Source organism: Bradyrhizobium sp. 215_C5_N1_1, from assembly GCF_052075935.1.
In the GTDB taxonomy this organism is placed as follows: domain Bacteria; phylum Pseudomonadota; class Alphaproteobacteria; order Rhizobiales; family Xanthobacteraceae; genus Bradyrhizobium; species Bradyrhizobium barranii.
Genome location: NZ_CP197228.1, coordinates 2,418,912 through 2,439,528, shown reverse-complemented (window position 1 = coordinate 2,439,528; position 20,617 = coordinate 2,418,912). Strand labels below are relative to the sequence as shown.

The following is a 20,617-nucleotide window of genomic DNA, read 5'->3' as shown; positions in this document are numbered from 1 at the left end:
CCAGGCTCCGCAAGCGCTGAAACGCTGTACTGCACCAATAGGAGCCGCCCGCCCCTCCGTTCGCGTTGTGGAAGGTGGCTAGATCGTCCCGCCGCCGCCGCCGAAGATTTCGACGACCACAGCGCGATTGGCGGCCCTGTTCATCACGGTCGTGTTGTCCTTCAGATACTCGTAGTGTGAGGCGGGCTTGACGGAGAAGACGCGCGAGCGGGCGCTTGGGCCGAACAGGTGAAAGACGTTCTTGGCCCGGCCCGTGCGCAGGAAGCTGTTGTTCCGTTCGCCGCCGGTGCTGTCGCTGTATCCGACGATCTGGAACTGCAACGACTTGTCGGTCTCAAATCGGATGAGCTGCGCTGCCAACAGCGGATCGCGCTTGGCGATGTTCTTGAGATGCCGCCAGTCGACGCCGAAATCCCAGATGATGAGATATTGGCAGATGCCGGCCGGCGGGACCAGACTGACGTCCACACCGAGATGGCCGACCTCGGTGCGGGACGTCGCGACTTCATTGGCCACGTAGGGAAAGACGGCGGCGCTGTGAACCTTGGCAAGCGGCGAGCACTGCGGTTGCGTCGCCATATTCGGCATCTGTTCCACCGGGCCCGGCGGCGTGTATTGCGGCAGTGGCTGCGGCGCGCGTCCCATGGCAATTTCTCCCATTGCTGGCGTGGCCTGCCCAAAGCTGAGCACTGGAGGGAGCGTCGGCTCCCACCACGGCTATGACTAGTAGTGACGTGAGCGGTCGGGGAAGTTCAAAGGCGAGGTGCGGGCGCCCTCAACAGGGCCATTAGCGGACATTGATTGGCCTTCCGCGCTCTCCGGAAAGCGGGGTAGGCTACGCCTATTGCCGTCCGTGCCAAATTGTTGCGGAGGAACTGGCCATGAAACTTCGCCGCCGAAATTTTCTGCATCTCGCCGCGGGGACCGGCCAGATTGTTTTCCCGCCGCCGAAGGAGGCTCTCATTTCCGCGCGCAAGATTTCGCGTTGACGGACCGAACTAAGACAGGAGAACCAGACATGGCCGCCTTTCAAGAGGTTTTCCGCCGCTCCGGCATCGATGAGCGCCGCAGCCCGCCGGGCATGGTGGTGCCGTTCGGCGGCTCCAACATCGTGGCGCTGATCGATCCCGGAAGAAAGCTCAAAGTCGATCCTAACGCCCATGCCCTCGGGATCAAGGAGATCGATGGCGCCGATACCCTTAGACGCGTCATGCAGGCCAGAGAAACCTTCTCCAAACCCGATATCGATCCGCAGCTCAGGGCGGCGTCACTTCCCGCCACCTTCAATGGCGATGCACGGTTTTTCGAGATCAATGGCCGGATTAAGCCGATTGGTTTTCCCGGCCTGGAGGTGGTGGCCCGTTCGGCCGGCCGGAAGATCGAAGCCAAGCTCTATGTCGTGGTGCTACCGGAAATCAAGATCAAGGTGGCGTTCCGCAATGTCATGGTTCCGGGGAGTGGCGGCGCTCCGGCGTTTCACGCCAAGAAGCCCTGCAACGAGCAAGACGAATTGCTGACGATGAACAATATATGGAGGCCGCAGGCCAACATCCGCTTCGAGCGGGTGCCAAGCGACTGGCTGGTCATCGACGACTCGCAGGCTGCCATCAAACAGGAGATCGCCAATGCGACTGGCATGAAGGATGCGAGCCTGGCGACCTTTCCCGATGTGATCGACGTCGAGAAACTGAAGGGCATCTTCGTCAAACACAAAGTTCAGGGCGCCCATCTAACCATTTTCTGCGTCGATAAGGTTTGGTCCAATGGCGGCCTCGCCAATGGCTCGTTTGCTCGCGGGCTGGACCTTGCCTTCATCAGCTCGCAACGCGGGCCTAACACGTCTGCCCATGAATCCGGCCATTTTCTCGGCTACTACTCGAAGAGCGCGAGCAAACCTTGGGACAGCCAAGGCCACACGCTGGAGACCGATCCGAAAACCGGAAAAGAAAACAGGGCGGAAGACATCAAGATGCTGATGCGCGGGGGAGGCGCCGGGTGGAAAATCCCGTTCAATCTCGTCAAGGAGTTCCGCGACTTCCCCGGCTAGCATCCGAAGATCAGACAGAAGCTGGAAATCACTCCAGACGTTGAATGTCGCCTTGGGTCAGAAGCTGCCCCGACGGCCCCGAAACGCTTACTTTGCCACCTGGCAGGCAGAGCGTGTCATCGGCCATCATGACCGCAATACGCTGCGCTTACGCCTCGATCCCAAGGGAGATTCGACAGACCTTGAGCCGGGCATGAGTGTCTGGCTTGAGAACTAGTCACGTGAATCTAAAGTTCGCCACATAAAGTCCGCTGAGCTTTATAGCAGAAGCGTTTGACGGAAGCCAAAATCTGGTCTGCGGACTTGGTCCATTTGAATGGCTTCGGTTTTCTGTTGTGCAGGTCGATGAAGGTACGGATGTCGGCCTCGAGCTGCCTGACGGAGGTGTGAACACCTCGCTGGATCTGTTTTCTGGTGAGTTCAGCGAACCAGCGCTCGACCTGATTGATCCATGACGCGGAAGTCGGCGTGAAGTGGACATGATAGTGCGGCCGACGGGCGAGCCACGCTTTGATCTTAGGTGTTTTGTGGGTGGCGTAGTTGTCCATGACGAGATGGACATCGAGGCCTTCAGGAACTTGAGCATCGATCCCTTTTAAAAACTTCAAGAACTCGACTGCCCGGTGCCGCTTATAGCATTTGCCGATGACGAACCCCGAGGCGACATCGAGCGCGGCAAACAGCGAGGTCGTACCATGCCGCACATAACTGTGCGTGCGCCGTTCCGGTACGCCCGGCATCATCGGCAGGACCGGCTGCTCGCGATCCAGGGCCTGGATCTGGCTTTTCTCATCGATACTGAGGACAAGGGCTCGGTTCGGTGGGGACAGGTAAAGGCCGACGATATCGCGGACCTTGTCGACGAACAGCGGGTCGCTCGACAGCTTGAATGTCTGGCTGCGGTGCGGCTGCAGGCCGAACGCCATCCACATTCGGCGGATCGTGGTGTGGGAAAAGCCAGTTTCCTCAGCCATTGAGCGGATCGACCAGTGCGTCGCGTCGGGTGGCGTTGTACGCAATGTCCGCTCAATTACCTCAGCAACCTGATCGTCGTTGATGGTTCGAGGGCGGCCAGGGCGGGCCTCGTCAAGCAGGCCATCACAGCGATCCTTCAAAAATCGGCGACGCCACTTGCCAACGGTGTGTTCGTGGAGGCCGAGTTCGGCAGCCACGGACTTGCTTGGCAAGCCATCCGCACACCGCAGGATCGCGCGGCAGCGCTCAGATAGCGATCGGGCAACGCGATGACGACGAACTTGCCTCTCCAAGTACGCCCGCTCCTGCGGACTAAGCACCAACGGCGCGATCGGCCGGCCTCGTTCACCTGCATTCGCCACGAGCTCTCTCCTCTGTAGAGATTCGAGCTATCAACTAATGTGGCGAACTTGCGTTCCAGATGACTAGGCTGTGTACTCATTAAGCAGCTGGCCGCCTTATGTCCGCTCAACCCCTAACAGCGGCGGGAAAGCGGACGTCTGCCGAGGTCGCTGAAGGGCCGATATTGTTGCAAAAGTCGATTTTCGCCGATGACCAAAATTCTGCGGGCCGTGGGCGCGACTTTCGCGTACAAGATGCGAGGGACCTCACGGCCTCACGCAAAATTCACAGGCGACTTCGGTAACGCGATTGAGGTCATACGAATCAGCGATCGCTCGCTGCTTAGTGTTTTCGCGAAGAAGCTTGAGCCCTGCAACTTTCGACTTTTGCAACACAATCGGCCAAGAGGCGACATCGCTCACTTGGTTGTCGTTTCGAAATCTTTGCCGACTTCCGATAACATTGGCGCTGTTACCTTCTTTCAGGTGCCGCCCGAAGCGATCCGCCAGCCTCACTTCAGCCTCGACGTAACACCGAGCAAACACACCAAAGAGCGCGACGCAGCAACATCTCTCGACTGACTTTGTGCACGGTTGCGTGCATAAACTCCGTGATTCACGTTGAAATTTGGTCACGAGTTAGGTCAAGCCCCTTGATCTTTGTCAATGTCGGCATCAACCGACGGGCCTCCTTAAGCAAAGGGGGCGAGACAGGATAGGAGCAAAACGATGAAGCGGATGATTTTCAGAAATTTTGCAATTGTAACTTCGGTTATCGCCTTTGCGACACTGTTCACCGTTGACTGGTCTGAGCAGCGCGGGATTTCGCTGTCAGTTGAGAGTGCCCAAGCGAGGCGGCTCTATGTCAGCCCGTATCCCTATAGTCACTACATACCCGATCAGTCCGGTCTGCCTTGGTACGCAGTGCGGGCCTACTACGCTGGCGGCCCCTGGTGTGGTGCCGGCGGCACGACCGGGTACGGCACGGCTGTGGGGGTCTTTGGGCGTGCTTCCTACACCTGCTACGACGGTTGGGATAGCTACGCGAAGCTCAATGGCATTGGTTGCACGCCCGGCACCTTGATCAAGGGCGGTGACGGAATCATGTACGTCTGCCAGTAAGCACGCGGACCACAAGGAGAGGCGGCGCAATCGTCGCCTCTTTCAATTCGAAAACGATATCCGACAGCCAGGGTCACGGGCGGACGTTGAGATCGGGGGCCCAACTCGGTCGGCTCGTCACGCGAAACCGGACCACTGCGCCACGCTCGGCCGGGGCCGCCTATGGGCCAATAACCGACATGCAAAGGGAGGCACGCTGCATGGCCGAGAAGTAGTGTTGAATGCTACCGCGGGTCACGAGGTTGGTTACCAAGGCTGGTGGCCCGCAGGCAAATCCTCTATCGACGCACTCCGACGCGATTAACGCCACCATTGGCATTGCCGCCGACGTTATGACGGACTGCAGCGCGCGCAACGGGCCGTGGCCGGAGGGCAACGCCAGCCCGGGCAACGCAACCCACCGGATAGTCGACGTACTGGCAATACACGATCGCGCGGGCCGGTGATGGAGCAAGTGTGGCCCCTGCAAGTCCCAGAAGTGCGCTGGCAGCGATTCCTGTAACCGTCACTGACTTGATCGAAAGTCGCATCTTAGCCTTCATGATGGTCCTCCAAGGGTAGCAAAAGCCGCATTCCTACGGCTTACGATAGCGTGTGCGCGGAGAGATGAGCGACATTGACGTACATCAAGGGTGAGCTGGGCTGTGCGTTAACTCCGTCGAACATTATCCGTGTTTCCTGCCGCCCGTCACCGCGACCTTGATTCAGATCAACCAGCTTCGTGATACCCGCACCAAAATAAGAGACCGACTGGGCTAGGGCGATTAGTTGGTGCGTGCGATGACGCCGACTTGGTATGTCACCTTCGAGGTTCGTAAACGCGGCACGCTGCCGAAGCAGCGGAGCCCTCGGGAAACAAGGACCTTCGCTACGGAAGCAGAGGCCAAGGCATTCGTTCGTGCAAAGCTCGACGAAGGTCTCGTAGTATTTGCGGGCACGATCAATCCGCACGTCCCCAAGCAACTCATTCCGTCGTCCCGCATCCAAGCTTGGCTTGTCGATGAACAATGGAACGCTGAGCGAGATACAGGTCCCGACCGGACGCCGATCACCAGGTTCTGAAGCCGAACCAGCCGAACTGCCCTTGTCGTGCCGCCAGAAGCATCTGCGGCTGGACGTTTCGCCTCGGTCGAGCCGCAACATGCAACATCTTGCGTTGTCGCTTGCGATCGACGGTTTCAGGCGGGCGTGTATCCTGTTTCGGCAGCATCGCGAAAGAATTCGCCACCGCCGGGCTCTGTCTGACGGTAACGGGCGGTTCGGCCACATCCGATGAAGTTGCGACCTCGGTCGCCTCGGCCACGGGCGCAGCGGCGACGATCACCGGCGACTGGGTATCGAAGACAATACGCTCGGGCCATTTGCGATCTGAGTGGATACGTATGGCCGGCCGGTCCGCAGCCGCCTGATCGACGGTCGGGGCCCTCGGCAGCCAATAATCTGCAACAAAGAGCAGTGCGAGCAACACTGCTCCGACCTTCCAGAAATATGCCGCCAGTGGCATGCCGGTCGCTCCGGTGCGCCCCCGAAACATTGACCTGGGCTCTACGTCGTCTGTTACCTGCAGCAAGATGGCCACGAGCTGCTTGATATAGATCAAGCGCGTTCGATCGCTCGCGAACGCGCTCTAACTGCAGCCGGTAATGCGCGCAACTGCCTTCATGTACTTGAGATGAAGTGCGGCGTCACCTCCGTCTGACGGAGAGTTGCGAGCGGTCAGGCGATCCGAATTCAAACAGGTCTCAAGATCGAACCTGATATGCGAGCACCATCCCAGGGCGCTCTTCTCTGCCTCTTCCTTGGAGGGGCCAAACCCCACAAAGGTCTGAACGTGCCCGGCCTCGCCGTCGGCCGTCGATACGAGATTGATTTCCGAGATGTAGAAGGACGAACACTGGGCGGCCTGGGGCTCGGCGCGTGTCCCCTGGATCACCCCGAGAGCGACAATGGTCGTCATGAGGACGGCTCGCTTCATTTTCACCTCCGACAAAGCGAATCCATTGCGGCTATCCATCTGATCGCGACAACTTCATTCGGCGTGCGTTGCCCGCTGTGTGCCCCCCGAACATCGGACCTGGCTGTCCGATCGGGCAAGCCAACCAACGCCAATCGCCGCTCAGGGACTTGAGATAGATCAAGCTCGGCCCGACGAGGGGACGCAGGTTTCGATAGGGTCTGGTTGCCAAGGTGACAGATAATGAGTGACCGGATCTCCGCAGTCCTCTTTGCGTTGGCCTTTGCTTTGGAAATGGGTGGAGCGACCGGCGGCTTAAATTGAAATATTTGTTCATGGTCGTTTACCGCTGCGCGAGGTCGGCGGAGGAATCGATCACAAATTCCGGCCCGCGCTCGTCACGCGCCGTTGCGCGTGTACGCGCCATCGGCGGCTAAAATTCTATTCACAGTCCGGAGAGAGGTTTTCAACGGCTTTGCGAAACGCGGCCGGTTGCCGACATCAGCATCACGCCGATCGACGAAGCGTGATTGCGCCACCCCTGCGCGAGGGGAATGCCAACGCCTAACTGTCATTCATGTCAATGGACAGCACGCGCATCGTGCACGCCAGTAAACAAGAGGATACCATGACCAGCTTCAAAGTTTTGGGCGCAGCGCTCGTTTTTTCCGCGCTCCTTGCGACGCCCGCCTCGGCATGGGAACCCGCCGCGGCATTAGCCGCGGACCCGACCTTCTCCATCTATTCGGGCATGCGTGGCGACATCAATTCGGGCATGCATGCAGTACGGCCACATCGCGGAAATCATACCACCGGCGTCAAGCGCTTTCGATCGCGCTGATCGCCCGGATACCAAACCTGCACCAATCTTGTCCGCTATGCCCGACTGAGCAGACTTTAACGGGAGCCGCCGCCACTTGCGCTCCTTTCAGATCATTCCAATTAGGATGAAAAGATCGACCTCTGTCAGGAAAGTGGCACTCATAATGGCGACCGTAAGGAACGCGTCGCCCGCTGGTAGAGGGGTCATAGCATGCCTCGCGCGCTGCGACGACTGGAACCGGTTCTGGCTCTCTGCCCGCGCCAACACCCTTGCCTATCGCGCTCCGTTAATAAACACCACGCCGCACGGCGCGACGCGTATAGCGGTAATCGCGACGGTCGACACGACGCGCCGTCACGCGGGCGCGCCGGTACGTGACGGCCTGCGCTTGATCAACGCTTAACTCCACGCCGCGCGGTGTCACCTGCGGCGAGACCGGAATGATCGCCAACATCACTGCTGCAAACAGCAGTCCGACAATCGAGGAGACTCTCATTGCACCTACTCCCTATTGTCCACCATGGCCGTGTCACCAACAAAAGCTGTCTGGTCTGTGTGCCTATTTGTCTTGTCGGCCTGAGATCGCCCTATTCCGCCAGGATAGAGCGCGAGAGGCTCCAACTGAGGTCGCCTTAGGGCCTGTTCCGGCAGAGAGAACCAAGCCGCCTAAGAGTGCATCGTCTCTTTCTGCGGCTCCATATCGGAGCTTGCAGCATTGGGGCACGAAAAGGTCGCGCAGGATGTTCCTTTTTATACACCCCGGTTGATTTTCTTGCGGCCAGCCGCCGTTGCTGCGCGGCGAAATAACAGCCATCACGAGCAGGCGCGGCTTCCGGTTTGGGTCATGAGCGGCGGTTTGGAAGTCGGCCAGTCACTTCCGGTCTACCCCAATAAGCTGACGATTTCAGAGCCAAGCCGGACTTCGCGTGAGGACCAAAAGCCGAAGTGGATGTTTTGGGGCTGTTCGCTGCAAACGGACGTCGCTTGTCCGTGAATCCGTGAGGATACGATGGTTCGCGGCGACTCGAGAAATCAACTAACGCGAGTTGGCAACTACCGCACGGCCAACTTAGGTTTCTGCGCCTCTTCGATATGTCGCCGCTGATCGAGAAATGCCTGGCTGGACCGGGTCTTGTACAAGTCCAGATTCTCGGTCTCGTCGGGCAGCAGTGTGATCGCCTCATCGACATAGGTGAGCCGGTGCGGATCCGACTTGACCTTGCGCGCCAGCCGGTGGAGGCGCAGCGCTAGCGATGCCCATTGCGCGGCCTTCACGACGGTCTCGGCGGCATAGCGCGGATAGAACGACCAGGCCGGCTCGACCGGCAGATGCGGACGCCGCTCGTCGCGGCTCTTGAGCCGCAGCACCCCCCCTTCGAGCGGATGGACCCGCTCGATGGGATGGTAGCCTTTGAAATAAAGCGCGTAGGTCCCGATCTTGCCGACATTGTTGCCCATGGCCGCGGCACGCCGCATCAGGGTCTCGATGTGCTCCCAGCTGTAATAGGTGTTCCAGGCGAGCTCACAGGCCCGCTCCCAGTCCGCCTTGGACATGGCGGGGTGGTCGACCGTGACGTGGTCCAGGTCGTATTTGTTGAGGTCCGTATCCATCGCGACGCCCTTCATATAGAGCGTCTTGTGATCCTCCGAGCCCGGCAGTGGTGTCAGGAAGAAGAACTCCAGCATGTCGATCGGCAGCTCATGCTTGACGATCTCGATGTCGCGAACGATCGATTCCGGTGTGTCGTTGGGAAAGCCCAGAATGTAGCCGCCGACGGTCATGATCCTGGCCTTCTTCCAGGCCAGCATCATCTCGCGATAGTCGGTGATCTTGTTCTGCCGCTTCTTGGCGCCGAGCAGACTGTCCGGGTTGATGTTTTCGAGGCCGATAAAGCATCGCCGGACGCCGGCCTTGGCGCATTTCTCGATGAAGTTCGGTAGCTTGTGGCAAAGCGTGTCGACCTGGATCGTGAAGCGAAGGTCCCAGCCCTCCTTCTCGCGCAGCGCGATGATGCGGTCGAGCAGGCTTTCCCAATCCTTGTTGCGCGCAAAATTGTCGTCGGTGAGGAAGAAGGCGAAGACGCCCTGGGCGACGTTGGCGCGGATCACGGCCTCGATGTCGTCGGCGCTGCGGCGTCGCGACTTGCGGCCCTGCACGTTGATGATGGTGCAGAACGAGCACTGGAACGGGCAGCCACGCCCGGCGTCGAAGCTCGTGGTGTGGCCGATAACCCGCCGGATCTGCTGGCGGGGAATGATCGGCAATGGCTGGCTCTCCAGGTGCGGCAGATCGTCGATGTAGTTGTAGAGAGGCTGCAATCGCCCGGCGGCCGCGTCCTGCAACAGCTCCTCCAGCCGTCCCTCGGCCTCGCCTGCGAAGACCGACACACCGAGGTCCATCATCTCCTGAACGCCGGGATCGCGCTCCGGCAGCATCGAGAGGGTGCCGGACACATGGAAGCCGCCGATCGCAACGTGGATTCCGAGCTTGCGAAACCGTCTCGCCAGATCAAGCGATCGGGGAAACTGATTGGACTGGACTCCGACCAGCATCACCATACCGGAATCCGCGGCCTTGATTGCGCGCGCCAGATCCGCGACACGCACCTTCCAGTTGGTCTCATCGATGGCGTCGATCTCGATGTCGAAATCGGGCCCGAGAACCTGGCGTTCACGACAATCGAGCGCGATGCCGTAAAGGCAGGCCAATGAGTTCGAAGGCAGGCCGCCGCGCCACCATCGAATGACGTAGCCATCGTCGTCGTAATGTGACGGCTTGATCAGAACAAGCCGGAAACTCCTGCTCTTGCTCATAAGCAAGGGGTAGCTCGATGTCGGTCATAGGCCAACTGCTTTCCGCGAGGTCCTCGCAAAAAACGACGAACTGTGGCACGAACAACATCCTATCCGAGTACCTCGGCTAACCGCACACGGCGCAATCGCATGTTCGGCACAAATTGGGGTGCGCAGTCGCCAGCTAGTCATGCGCCAGACGTCCGTTCCGGGTCAAACTCGACAAAACTCAGAGTGAGCATAATGCGTCCGCTTTCGGGCACATCGCGGCCATCCCGTCGGCTGGCGCCCATTGAGCCTGACTGCCGAGCCATGATTCAAATCCCCTAACGAAGGGGGCCGAATCATGCGCTACGAACTCTCCGACGAGGAATGGACTGCCATCAGGCCGATGCTGCCCAACAAGCCGCGCGGCGTACCGCGGGTGAATGACCGTCGCGTCCTCAATGGCATCTTCTGGGTGCTACGATCCGGGGCGCCATGGCGCGATCTACCAGACGCCTTCGGCCCGTATACCACTTGCTACAATCGCTTCGTTCGTTGGCGACGAGCAGGTGTGTGGGCGGCGATTATGAAGGCCTTGGCAGCCGCTCACGATGCCGCTGTGCAAATGATCGACACGTCGATTGTCCGCGTGCATCAACATGGAGCCTGCATCGACCGGAATAAAAGACAATGCATGGGGCGATCACGGGGCGGGTTGACCAGTAAGATTCATGCGGTCGTGGATACAAACGGCCTACCGGTCCGAGTTGCGCTGACGCCTGGGGAAGCCCACGACAATCGGCTTGCTGGAAAACTCTTGTCTCGCATGAAGCCTGGATCGATGCTGCTGGCGGACCGTGGCTACGACGCCGATTGGATTAGAGAACTTGCGATCAAGAAAGGAGCATGGGCCAACATCCCGCCGAAAAGCAATCGCAGCGAACCGATCTGCTTCAGTCCCTACCTGTATCGCGCTCGCAATCGAGTTGAGCGGTTCTTCAACAGGATCAAGCAATGTCGTCGGGTAGCGACGCGCTACGACAAACTTGCCGCCAATTACCTTGCCTTCGTGCAACTCGCGTCAATCAGGCTATGGCTCGGCGCTAATGAGTCCACGTCCTAGCGAGGACCCGAGCTCCGAAGTATCGCTTCGGCTGCTCACGTCTCAATCGGCTTCGGAGCTGATGTCGCGATTGGACTGCACCCCACGCCTGGGTACGCTCATTGTTACGCGCGAAGCACTCGATCGAACCCGCACGATTCATCCTCCGTTGCAGGCGAACTCGAGAGGCGCGCCCTGCGCAACTCGTCGGTGTCTTTGATCGCATCGCGTATCGGTGGCATGATGATGCGCGCTGAAGCCCGTGGAAGCCGAAATTGTAAGCCAAGGTTGTCGTTGCAATGCGGACCAGGCTCCAACTTCGCGACGTGACCAAGCCCCTGGGCCAAGCGGCGGTGGGCGCGTTGACGATCGGAATACTGCGTGCCGCTCGCCATTTCGATCCAACCAAGACCGCCAACTTATTCGCTCGGATCACTCGCTCAATCGGGCCCATGATGCGGGAGCAAAAGATCGGTCGAGCCAATCTAACCGCCGCATTTCCGGAAAAATCGCCTGCAGAGATCGAGACCATTCTCGCAGGCGTCTGGGACAATCTCGGTCGAGTCGGCGCCGAATTCGCGCATCTTGATCACATCTGGAACTATGATCCCGCACGGCCCAAAGCTAGCTGCATCGAAATCGACAGGCGCTCATATGAATTGTTTACGCAGCTGCGGCTCGACGGCAAACCGGCGCTGATCTTTGCGAGTCATCTCGCTAACTGGGAACTTCCGGCCCTGGCAGCCGTCGCGCACGGGTCGGATACTGCGATCCTGTATCGCCGACCCAACATCGCGTCCGCCGACCGCATCATCCAGGATATGCGCGCCGTGAAAATGGGCACGCTCATTCCCGCGGGTCGTGATGCGCCCCTAAGACTTGCCGAGGCCCTTAAAAGTGGCCAGCACGTTGGAATGCTGGTCGACCAGTATCTGACCAACGGCGTCGAGGTTACTTTCTTCGGCCGCAAGACCAGGGCCAATCCGATGCTTGCGCGACTGCTGCGGCAGATTGAGTGCCCGATTCATGGTGTGCGCGTCATCCGTCTGCCCGGACAGCGCTTTCGTGGCGAACTGTCTGAAGAAGTGAAGCCGGTCCGCGATGCCGCCGGACAAATTGACATTCAGGGAACGATGCAGGCGGTCACATCGGTCATCGAGGGCTGGATCCGCGAATATCCCGATCAGTGGCTGTGGCTACACCGTCGCTGGAGGTAGCACTTGACTGACTGCGGTAGCCCTTAGTGGAGGTACATGGTCCAGCTCGGCAATGCGGCGGTCAATCTCGCCGATCACGCGTTCCGAGAACGGCCCGAGGTGCATGTACAACGCCATCAGCATCACGATGTACCGTAGCGCGCCCGGATTGGTCTCCGCGACTTCGACGAAGGTCTTCCAGAACGGCTCGCGAACCTTCGGCAGGGCCCGCATGATCTTGTGTACGCTGTCGATGCCGCCAAGCCTCTTGCGCACGTCGCCATCCGGCAGGTCCCGGCGTCGGTCGGACCGGTCGAGCATGGCGGCGAGACGCGACAGCCGTCCTGCATATGCTGCCGGACTGTAGACGTGCCCGAGCACAGCCTTGTAATCGGCAAGGATGTCACGAAGCGGACGCTTAGTATCGAAATTGCATCCGAGCGTGCACTGATCGCCCGTCTGCTCGACATTCATGAGGTCATGGCCCTGGTGCAAGCGGCCTTCCGCGGCCAACCGCCGTGTAAGCTGTGTCCCAGGCAGCGCATAAAGCAGTCCAACGATGGAGACTGGAATGCTCGCCTCCTCGATGAGGTCGGCCATCGCCTGTCCTATCGAGGCCTTTTCGCTATCGAACCCGACGATGAAGCCAGCGGTGACGAACATGCCGTAGCCGTAAATCTTGTGAATGCACTCGGCGATGTTGCGCCTGGTGTTCTGCTTCTTCTTCATCTGCACGAGCGTCTCGGGATCCGGGCTCTCGATGCCGACGAAGATCGCGAAGAAGTTCGCATCCTTCATTGCCTGCAACAACTCGCTGTCGTCCGCGATGTTGATCGAGGCTTCGGTTGAGAACTCGAATGGATAGTCGTGCTCCTCCAGCCAGGCTTTGAGCCGCGGCATCAGGGTGCGGAGGTTCTTCTTGTTGCCGATGAAATTGTCGTCGACGAAATCGACATGCCCGCGATAACCGTGATCGTAGAGCGCCTGCAACTCTGCGAGAATCTGATCGTTGGTCTTGGTACGCGGCACGCGACCATATAGCTCGATAATATCGCAGAACTCGCAAGTGAACGGGCAGCCACGCGAATACTGCAAGCCGATGTATAGATAGTGATCGAAGTTGAGCAGATCGTAGCGAGGCATGGGGCTCAGCGTGACATCTATCGTGAATTTCTCGGCGATGAACACGCCCTTGCGTTCGCCGCTTTCCCAGGCGGCGATGAACTGCTCGATGACCTGCTCGGCCTCGCCGATCACCTGGAAGTCCGCGTCCGCGTAAAGATGCGGGCTGGAGGAGACGTCCGGCCCACCAACACATACCGGCTTGCCGCGCAGGTGGGCGAGATCGATCAGATAGATGGCATCAGGCTGCTGGTTGAGCATACCGCCGATCATCACAAGATCGGCCCAGTCGAGGTCCGCATCTGTCAACGCCTCGGTATTGCGGTTGACGAGCCGGATGTCCCAATGCTTCGGCAACATAGCGGCGACGGTGATCAGGCCGAGTGGCGCCGTTGGATACTTCGCGCCGACGAGTTCGCAGGCCTCCGCATAGTTCCAAAACGAATTCGGAACGAACTTCGGATAGATCATCAGGACGCGGCAGGGGATTGTCATGCTGTTCCAGCCCGGGCGTTGATGGCACAATGCCCCGCTGTTGATCGGGGCTCAAGGGGTCGCTTCGCTCGTCGATAAGGCGTTTGAGTGCTGGTTATGGAGGTGAGCACTGCGGTTCAGCTCGCGCACCTCGGCAGTAGTGCATTGCGAATCAATCAGGTCGGACGCGAACATCGCGGACCGTAAGGCTAGTATTAGTATCAGCAGATACGCGTTCTAATTGGATTTTTTTGGGGCACGCTTTTTCGGTCCAGTTCCGGCACCGTCCCCACGGCAGGGCCAAGCATCCCTGAATGCTTCGATCGCGACGGTGATCCCCGGTTCATTCACTCGATCCGGATTGTTATCAAGATACTGCAGAAAAACCTTCGCACTTTGCAAAGGGCTGCCTTGCGCGGGGGGGCATGCACGCACGTCAGCGGGCAGATTTGGTGAAAAGAGCATCGCGGTCTCGATCATTCCCTCACATGCGCCTGCGGACCGAGCTTCGTCCTGATTGCGAAGCGAGTTCTTGACAAGCAGCTCGCAAGACTTTTGCGCGTCGGTTCCCTTATCGACAACCGTGGCACTGGCCTTCCCGATGATCGCTAGGATAAGGCCGGCAACAATCATATGGACCCGCATCCACGTCCCCCGAATACCGGCGCGATAGCTTGCAGGCATTGAGTATGCCGCAATAGAGCGGCCGCCCGCGCCGTTCCAGGCGGCTCAGACGGCTTAGCTCAAAAAAAGCGTCTGATCCACCGCGCTCGAATAGGAGCGAAGTGAACTCACCTCTTCCATTTCCACAAAGCTAAAAGAGCCCTTGTCGACTTGACAACACGCAGCTTTACGCGCCGTGACCGCCGCAAAGGTCGGCTACACCGCGATCATGATCGCGAATCAACATCGGCGGCGACAAGCGTGCTGATGGTACAGATCTCGATCCGGCGCGGAGAGCATCTATTATCCTGCCGTGTACGCGACGTGCACTGGTCGATTGATGTCGATGCTCGGCCTCGACGCAGAACCATTGCCTAAGCGGTGATCTTCGTCTGCGACGACAAGTTCTGCGAACCTTCCTCAACTACGCCAAGGAGGACTTCACCCTCAGAACGGTTTCCAACAAGAGCTTAGCCACGACCAAGCGGAGGTGGAGCTGCCTTGCAGCGCAGCGCCACGGACGTTCCATGATCTCCCGGCCTATTCATCAACTAGGCGAGGCAGCGCACGAAGGTTGGTCGTATCGAACCGCATCCTCAAAGAACAAGCTCGCTTGAATTTCTTGAAGACCTCACACCCATCCAGACGCAAGGAAGAGTGGATGAACTCAATCCGAGGATTTTAGCCTCGACCTGGTTCAAGCTGCACCGTTTTTCGTCCCCCGTTCAGCTCTCTGAGTTTGTTGACGTATTCCTCAGGCTTTAGCAGATGAAACGGAGCGTTGAGGCCCATGAACGTCGCTATGCGGCCGATAAAGGCAGTACAGTTTGTCGTTGCTGCATTCCAGAGCGGCGAAGACTCCTGCTGGCGCTTGATATAAGCAAAGACCTTCTTGGCGTCTGCCTCAGACAAATAGACACGATAGCTGGCCGTCAGATATTGCTCGTCAAGATCACCGTAGGTCGCACCCGTCTCAGAAGGGACAAACATAATGTGTCCCAGGATATAGGGCACCTCGTCGCCGGCCGGAGCCAGACCAGCGACCTCGACCTGCTTTTCGCCCGTCTTTCCGTACCAGACGAATGCATGACCGTACGTTGCCGCCGTGCGGGCACGAAAATCAACGTAGTAGGGACCCGTGGCGGCAGCTCTTCGAGCTGGCTTTACATCGGATATCGCCGGCGTAGCAGCAGCCATGGTCGCTGCATGCTTCATCGCCGAACTGGGGAGAGCGTCCCGTTGCTGCTGGTCGGTACGCGCCACGAGTGGTTGCGCGCTACTGATCCCGGCCCCCAAGCCTACAAAGGCCGCCAGCATGGCGGCCTTTGCAAGAAGCCCCAGACCCGGATATTTCCGAATCACTCCCGCCATCTTCGAATCCTCTTGGATCCAAGATCCGATGCCACAGGTAATCTGCTACCCCAAACGAACGCCGCTGGCGTACGAATGAATAGTCAGATCAACCCTTGGTCACCAACGGAGCCGGGGCAGCGACCGGGTATTTGCCCACGGGGCTCTTACCCACGGGATATTTGCCGATCGGAGCTTTGCCAACCGGCGCCGCGACGGCAACCGGCTGAGGCCGTGGCAGGTCCGCAGCAGCTGCGGTTCCCACGAAAGCCAAAGAAGCGATTCCAAGGACAACGAATTTCAACATCGGTTCTCACCATTGTTCGGAACGATTGGATTCACCTGACACGCATAGGAATAACCCGACACTCGCCACGGCACCAACGAATAGACCGGGGAGTCCGCGGTTCCGACCGCTTTTTCTGCCGCATGTTGCGGAAATGGCACGCAAATTGAGGCATCTGGTTCCAAATCAGTCTCGTGGGTACCACAGGTCGAGACGTGCCGGGACCTACCTCAGAGTATCCACGGGAAGACCCGACCGGTCCGCGCCATATAATCGCGATAGCTGTCGCCAAACGTCTGCAACATCATTCGCTCTTCCCTTGCGACGCGGCCAAAGAACAAGATCCCGAAGCCGGCAAGGCCCGCGAAACCGGCGATCCAATTCGGCAGCAGCAATGCCTGGGCGATGGCCCACAGCCAAAATGCCGAATACATCGGGTGTCGAACTCTCCGGTAAATCCCTTCCGTCACAAGCTCATGGTTCTCCCGCACGTCGAGACTTATCGACCAATTCCGGCCGAGTGCACGGTGTGTCAGGTGAAACACGCCCAAAGCCGCAATCGCAAAGAAAGACCCCAGCCAAGCCAACCAGGGATAAAAACTGTGATCTGCGAAACGAGGCATTCCTGTCGCTACGTAGGCGAGCGGCACAAGTCCGAGTCCCGAAAGAGATATGAGCAGGAGCGCAGTTTCCAGGGGGCCGCGAGCGCTCCGCACAACCCTCGCACGGCGGGAACGCCGCGCGTACTTATAGCGTATGAGGTACCAGCCGATCACCAACGCAACGAAGATGACTTTTGAAATGGTGGGCGTCATTTGAATCAGGCTGCCGCGCCCGGATTTCCCAGCAGTTCGCTTTCCGACACCGGCGCGCCCGCAACAAGGCCTCCGTCGTCAGCGATCATCGACACAGCGCCATCCGGGGCGAGCGTCTGGGATTTGGCTGAAATAGGTCCGCATGTGAGCATGAAGTAGTCGTACGATGTTCGCCTGTCATTTCCACTGACGAACTGGCAGTGCACGCGGAAGAAATTGAAGCGGATGCGTTGATACATGTCGTCGTTAAGCATTCGACTAATCTTCACGACCCTGACGGTCGCCTCGTTTTCTGTCGACAAGCCCATTTCGGCCATCGGCCGGCATTTGTAAAAATTCAACGCGTCCGTGAGGGCCTGATAGTCGCCCCAGAAGATCGCGCGGGAATCGGCGACGCGTTCCACCGCCCTGCGAAAGCGCACTGCCTTTGGGTGCAGGCCGATCTTGAGTATGGATGATCCAACGCTCAAGAATGTGACGGGAATCTTTTTCCGACCGAGCGCAGGGTCCCGCTTCAAGGCGCGATCAAGTAGATCAACCGCTAGTACGGCGCCAAGGCTGTGCCCTACGACCACAATTTCGTCTGCGGCAGAGTTGCTCGCCGCAACCACGAGCTCGGCGGCCAACCTGTCCAGCCTCTGCTCTATCTCCGAATTACCGAATCGAATGTACTCGCAAGAGAAAATCCAATCGTCGAACAAGTCGCCCAGGTGCAGCCAGCGCCACGGACCCGCCAACACGGCTGCGAGCCCGAAGAGGCCGCCACCGGTAGCAATGGGAATTGATCCAGTGATCTTGAATGCAGCCACGCCAATCAAAAAGGCGGCAGCGATGAGCAATCCGAACGTAACGAATGGATAGAGAAAGAAAAGTGCGTAGCGCCAATTGGTCTGCAAGTAACGCCAAAGAGTGCCGGTCAGAACGAAATCCAGAAACGCAAGAATGCCGACGGAAATGCGTGAGCCGATGCTTCGCCCCCCGAACACTTCAATTACATCGTGCCATCGGACCAGACGGTAATCGGTTTCGACGAGCCAATCGGGGCCGATTGTCGTCACGTTCCATTGTATCTGGTCGGCGGAATCATGCGAACCGTCGACGGTCGCTTTCACTGACCAAGTACGTTGGAACCTCGCAATTTCGCGCACAAAGCGTCGTTGCGCGCTGGCATGCGACGTGATTGGATCATAGCCGCCGATATGGAATACCAACCGTTTCGCTACAGGCTTGCCGGACATTGCCTTATTCCCGGACTCATACGTGCTGCTCGCTCCCCACGCGTCAATCGACCTGCAATCAAAAACAGACGTTTGAAGCCAAGGGTTGTCAAGAGAGAATCGACCAGTTATTGGGGAACATGGGTCGATTTGTTCTACCATGCGTAAGCCGAACCGCTCGAACAATAGCGTCGATCGGTGCTGCTGTGATTGTCGGTTTGTCCAGCACAGCGCCCTCTCAAGCGCAGGACGGGGCATCATCTGGCGAGAGATGCCTTGCTGCAAATTTGGATGTTTCGCTGGGCGCACAATTGCCCCGCACGGCGGCGCGTTTGAGATCTGGTGAGCCGCTAAAGATTGTCGCGATCGGATCATCGTCGACGGTGGGGCTCTGGGTACTTCGGTCCGCGGCCACATATCCGCAGGTGATGCGCCGAGAACTCTCGAGGCTTAGATCCAATGCAACGATCGAGGTCATCAACAGCGGTCGAGTCGGCGATACGATTCCGAACAACATCGCGCGGTTCGAGCGTGACGTTTTCGCGCACACGCCTGATCTCGTTATCTGGCAATTAGGTACTAATGACGTCGCCTGGGGTGGCCGGCCGGACCAAGGGCTCAAAAGAAGCGTTGTTGAAGGGGTAAGGGCACTTAAGGCGGGGTCTGCCGATGTCGTGCTGATGGATCTGCAATATGCGCCACAGGTGCTCGCTTCCGCTAGCTACTCAACGATGGAGGGCATCATCGCTGATGCCGCGAAGCAGGAACGGGTCGGCCTATTCTCTCGTTTTGCGCTGATGCGTAACTCGATCAATGCCGGAGTTGCGCAAAGCGAGCTTGTAACGTGGGACGGATTGCACAACACCGCCGATGGTTATGATTGCATTGGACGAGCCCTTGCCCGAGCCATCTCAACGAGCGCGCGTTGAGAGGCCCTAGCTCAGGCGAATCGAAGGCTGCGGGCTCGCAAGAGTTTGGGCACCGGCCGTGACAGCGATGCCGAGCGTGCAGATGCCCACCAACGCGAACAAAGACCAATTATCGTCGACAATCACCGCATCTCTCGCAGCGGTGACAGCAATTCGCGCCGACGCTGTCAGGAGGTGCGCTCATGCACCATTATGCCAGCCAACTTGTTGACCTGTTACTGGTGCTTGTCGCCGCGTGGATGGTGCCGGCCACCATCTTTATTATCTACGCCTATTTCGCTCGTCTTAAGAATCCGGTCAGCGAATCGATCTTTGGACGTGTGGTGATCATATCCTTGTTCATCATAACCACGTCGATCTGGCTCCCGATAATTCTGACCGCCATAGTCCTATCACTGATCGGTCATTTGTGGTTCCGCTTCAGGGGACAACTACGCAAATAGCTACATATTGCTAGAGCCGAAAAAGATGGAGTCGAATTAGAGCGGCCCCTCAGAAAACTAAAAAAGGGAAGCGAAGCAATGCCCGCATTTCTCCCTGCTCTGACGATAGCTGCTGTCAATTTTATAACAATCGCCACGGCTGCAGAATGGCGACCGCAGTTTCTCTCAGCGTGCCGAAACGGTTGCGCGCAGCAAGGCGGTTTTTCGACGGACGCTTGCTTGCAGATTTGCATCTGCATGGCGTCAGAGTTGGAAGCGAAGTTTAGTATCGAGACTCTCGGCTCCATTGATCCCCCGAGTGCTGAGCAACTACACCAAACTAACGAAATCAGAATGCTTTGCGTCCGGCGAGTACTAGGACGTTAGAGCTGTTGCCATTGGCACGGTGGTCATCAGCTTGACCCTGACGTAGCTCTCCGTCTTTCCATAGCCGCAAACTTGGCTGCCCCGGCCGTTCGAGGACAATATCGCGCCGACGGCGCATCCGAGTTCTCCCTTGCGAGACCATCTCAGCCCTGAGCTCGAAAATGGCCTTTGCGCCTGGTGGATGCGATCGCAAACGGACATGGCGATCCTTCCATTCTCGACCCCGATCGACTGCCTTGGATGCCGAACGAAAGAGGATATCCAGCCGGCCGCCCAAATGCCTTACTCGGCGAAGCCGCCTACCTACGTTCCCCCAGACGGCATTTCGAGTTTACGGTTTCCCTGGCCTAGCTCCTGCGGGGGGCACTCTCTCCCTTCGTGAGAAAGGCTGATCGGGAACAGTTCAATAAGATCAATGCATCGCGGCGGTGCATGGCAAAACAGATTTTTTCCGGCCGCCGCGAGATAGGAAACAGGTGGTGATGCGCGGGATGACGAAGGGAGGATCGAGCAGCGGATTATTTAGTCGCCGGGATCCCTAACGCTCGCGACACGCCTTAGTGGGATTATTTCGCACATTGACCGAGGCGACACCGCGAGAGTTGAAATAAAAA

Annotated in this window: 22 protein-coding genes; 9 read left to right on the top strand and 13 right to left on the bottom strand. The window is 58.4% G+C overall.

From position 1 onward, the window contains the following. Positions 1-78: 78 nt before the first annotated feature. Positions 79-645 carry a hypothetical protein gene (locus tag AB7G19_RS11360; RefSeq protein ID WP_063981809.1) on the bottom strand — a complete coding sequence of 189 codons (567 nt, stop codon included), beginning with the start codon at positions 643-645 and terminating at the stop codon, positions 79-81. A gap of 373 nt (positions 646-1,018) precedes the next feature. Between AB7G19_RS11360 and AB7G19_RS11355 the strand changes: the two genes are divergently transcribed. Then, the gene (locus AB7G19_RS11355; protein ID WP_063981808.1) at positions 1,019-2,047 is read left to right on the top strand and encodes a hypothetical protein; all 1,029 of its coding nucleotides are present in this window, start codon (positions 1,019-1,021) and stop codon (positions 2,045-2,047) included. 227 nt (positions 2,048-2,274) lie between these two features. On the opposite strand, the gene AB7G19_RS11350 is transcribed toward AB7G19_RS11355, so the two are convergent. After that, positions 2,275-3,384 carry an IS630 family transposase gene (locus AB7G19_RS11350; protein ID WP_231142782.1) on the bottom strand — a complete coding sequence of 370 codons (1,110 nt, stop codon included), beginning with the start codon at positions 3,382-3,384 and terminating at the stop codon, positions 2,275-2,277. Positions 3,385-3,573: 189 nt separating this feature from the next. Between AB7G19_RS11350 and AB7G19_RS11345 the strand changes: the two genes are divergently transcribed. Further along, positions 3,574-3,945, top strand: coding sequence for a hypothetical protein (locus tag AB7G19_RS11345; RefSeq protein ID WP_063981807.1), 372 nt, complete (start codon positions 3,574-3,576; stop codon positions 3,943-3,945). A 147-nt stretch (positions 3,946-4,092) separates the two neighbouring features. Further along, positions 4,093-4,485, top strand: a complete 393-nt coding sequence (locus AB7G19_RS11340; protein WP_063981806.1) for a hypothetical protein — start codon at positions 4,093-4,095, stop codon at positions 4,483-4,485. 278 nt (positions 4,486-4,763) lie between these two features. Here the strand turns inward: AB7G19_RS11340 and AB7G19_RS11335 are convergent, their stop codons facing one another. Next, positions 4,764-5,027, bottom strand: a complete 264-nt coding sequence (locus AB7G19_RS11335) for a hypothetical protein (RefSeq protein ID WP_085398219.1) — start codon at positions 5,025-5,027, stop codon at positions 4,764-4,766. A gap of 238 nt (positions 5,028-5,265) precedes the next feature. Between AB7G19_RS11335 and AB7G19_RS11330 the strand changes: the two genes are divergently transcribed. After that, positions 5,266-5,547 (top strand): hypothetical protein, encoded by a 282-nt coding sequence (locus tag AB7G19_RS11330; RefSeq protein WP_084795344.1) that lies wholly within the window; start codon positions 5,266-5,268, stop codon positions 5,545-5,547. Here the strand turns inward: AB7G19_RS11330 and AB7G19_RS11325 are convergent. Next, complete coding sequence (locus AB7G19_RS11325) at positions 5,534-6,085, bottom strand: hypothetical protein (protein WP_063981805.1); 552 nt, start codon at positions 6,083-6,085, stop codon at positions 5,534-5,536. The genes AB7G19_RS11330 and AB7G19_RS11325 overlap by 14 nt on opposite strands. A 27-nt stretch (positions 6,086-6,112) precedes the next feature. Continuing rightward, complete coding sequence (locus AB7G19_RS11320; RefSeq protein ID WP_187387974.1) at positions 6,113-6,460, bottom strand: hypothetical protein; 348 nt, start codon at positions 6,458-6,460, stop codon at positions 6,113-6,115. A gap of 607 nt (positions 6,461-7,067) precedes the next feature. Between AB7G19_RS11320 and AB7G19_RS11315 the strand changes: the two genes are divergently transcribed. Next, complete coding sequence (locus AB7G19_RS11315; protein ID WP_144030618.1) at positions 7,068-7,280, top strand: hypothetical protein; 213 nt, start codon at positions 7,068-7,070, stop codon at positions 7,278-7,280. Between the two features lie 268 nt (positions 7,281-7,548). Here the strand turns inward: AB7G19_RS11315 and AB7G19_RS11310 are convergent, their stop codons facing one another. Together AB7G19_RS11310 and AB7G19_RS11305 are read right to left on the bottom strand one after the other, a co-directional pair. Continuing rightward, positions 7,549-7,758 (bottom strand): hypothetical protein, encoded by a 210-nt coding sequence (locus AB7G19_RS11310; RefSeq protein ID WP_135216245.1) that lies wholly within the window; start codon positions 7,756-7,758, stop codon positions 7,549-7,551. A 557-nt stretch (positions 7,759-8,315) separates the two neighbouring features. Further along, positions 8,316-10,076, bottom strand: a complete 1,761-nt coding sequence (locus AB7G19_RS11305; protein ID WP_063981802.1) for a B12-binding domain-containing radical SAM protein — start codon at positions 10,074-10,076, stop codon at positions 8,316-8,318. Between the two features lie 325 nt (positions 10,077-10,401). Here AB7G19_RS11305 and AB7G19_RS11300 point away from each other — a divergent pair, with 325 nt between their 5' ends. After that, positions 10,402-11,163: an IS5 family transposase gene (locus tag AB7G19_RS11300; RefSeq protein WP_063981801.1), complete on the top strand. Its 762-nt coding sequence runs from the start codon at positions 10,402-10,404 to the stop codon at positions 11,161-11,163. 278 nt (positions 11,164-11,441) lie between these two features. Continuing rightward, positions 11,442-12,359: a lipid A biosynthesis lauroyl acyltransferase gene (locus AB7G19_RS11295; RefSeq protein ID WP_063981800.1), complete on the top strand. Its 918-nt coding sequence runs from the start codon at positions 11,442-11,444 to the stop codon at positions 12,357-12,359. Here the strand turns inward: AB7G19_RS11295 and AB7G19_RS11290 are convergent. The 6 genes from AB7G19_RS11290 to AB7G19_RS11265 form a co-directional block, all read right to left on the bottom strand. Continuing rightward, complete coding sequence (locus AB7G19_RS11290) at positions 12,339-13,955, bottom strand: B12-binding domain-containing radical SAM protein (RefSeq protein ID WP_063981799.1); 1,617 nt, start codon at positions 13,953-13,955, stop codon at positions 12,339-12,341. The genes AB7G19_RS11295 and AB7G19_RS11290 overlap by 21 nt on opposite strands. A 216-nt stretch (positions 13,956-14,171) precedes the next feature. Next, positions 14,172-14,567 carry a Rap1a/Tai family immunity protein gene (locus AB7G19_RS11285; RefSeq protein ID WP_144030620.1) on the bottom strand — a complete coding sequence of 132 codons (396 nt, stop codon included), beginning with the start codon at positions 14,565-14,567 and terminating at the stop codon, positions 14,172-14,174. Positions 14,568-15,278: 711 nt separating this feature from the next. Continuing rightward, complete coding sequence (locus tag AB7G19_RS11280) at positions 15,279-15,968, bottom strand: hypothetical protein (protein ID WP_063981798.1); 690 nt, start codon at positions 15,966-15,968, stop codon at positions 15,279-15,281. Positions 15,969-16,056: 88 nt separating this feature from the next. Beyond that, positions 16,057-16,254: a hypothetical protein gene (locus AB7G19_RS11275; RefSeq protein WP_071911340.1), complete on the bottom strand. Its 198-nt coding sequence runs from the start codon at positions 16,252-16,254 to the stop codon at positions 16,057-16,059. A gap of 209 nt (positions 16,255-16,463) precedes the next feature. Beyond that, on the bottom strand, positions 16,464-17,048 hold the full coding sequence (locus AB7G19_RS11270) for a protein-S-isoprenylcysteine O-methyltransferase (RefSeq protein WP_063981797.1): 585 nt from the start codon (positions 17,046-17,048) through the stop codon (positions 16,464-16,466). 5 nt (positions 17,049-17,053) lie between these two features. Further along, the gene (locus AB7G19_RS11265; RefSeq protein ID WP_231142839.1) at positions 17,054-18,286 is read right to left on the bottom strand and encodes a hypothetical protein; all 1,233 of its coding nucleotides are present in this window, start codon (positions 18,284-18,286) and stop codon (positions 17,054-17,056) included. Positions 18,287-18,552: 266 nt separating this feature from the next. Between AB7G19_RS11265 and AB7G19_RS11260 the strand changes: the two genes are divergently transcribed. Both AB7G19_RS11260 and AB7G19_RS11255 read left to right on the top strand, forming a co-directional pair. After that, positions 18,553-19,194 (top strand): SGNH/GDSL hydrolase family protein, encoded by a 642-nt coding sequence (locus AB7G19_RS11260; RefSeq protein WP_231142840.1) that lies wholly within the window; start codon positions 18,553-18,555, stop codon positions 19,192-19,194. A 182-nt stretch (positions 19,195-19,376) separates the two neighbouring features. Then, entirely contained in the window at positions 19,377-19,637 is a 261-nt protein-coding gene (locus tag AB7G19_RS11255; protein WP_063981794.1) for a hypothetical protein, read from the top strand. Positions 19,638-20,617 lie beyond the last annotated feature (980 nt).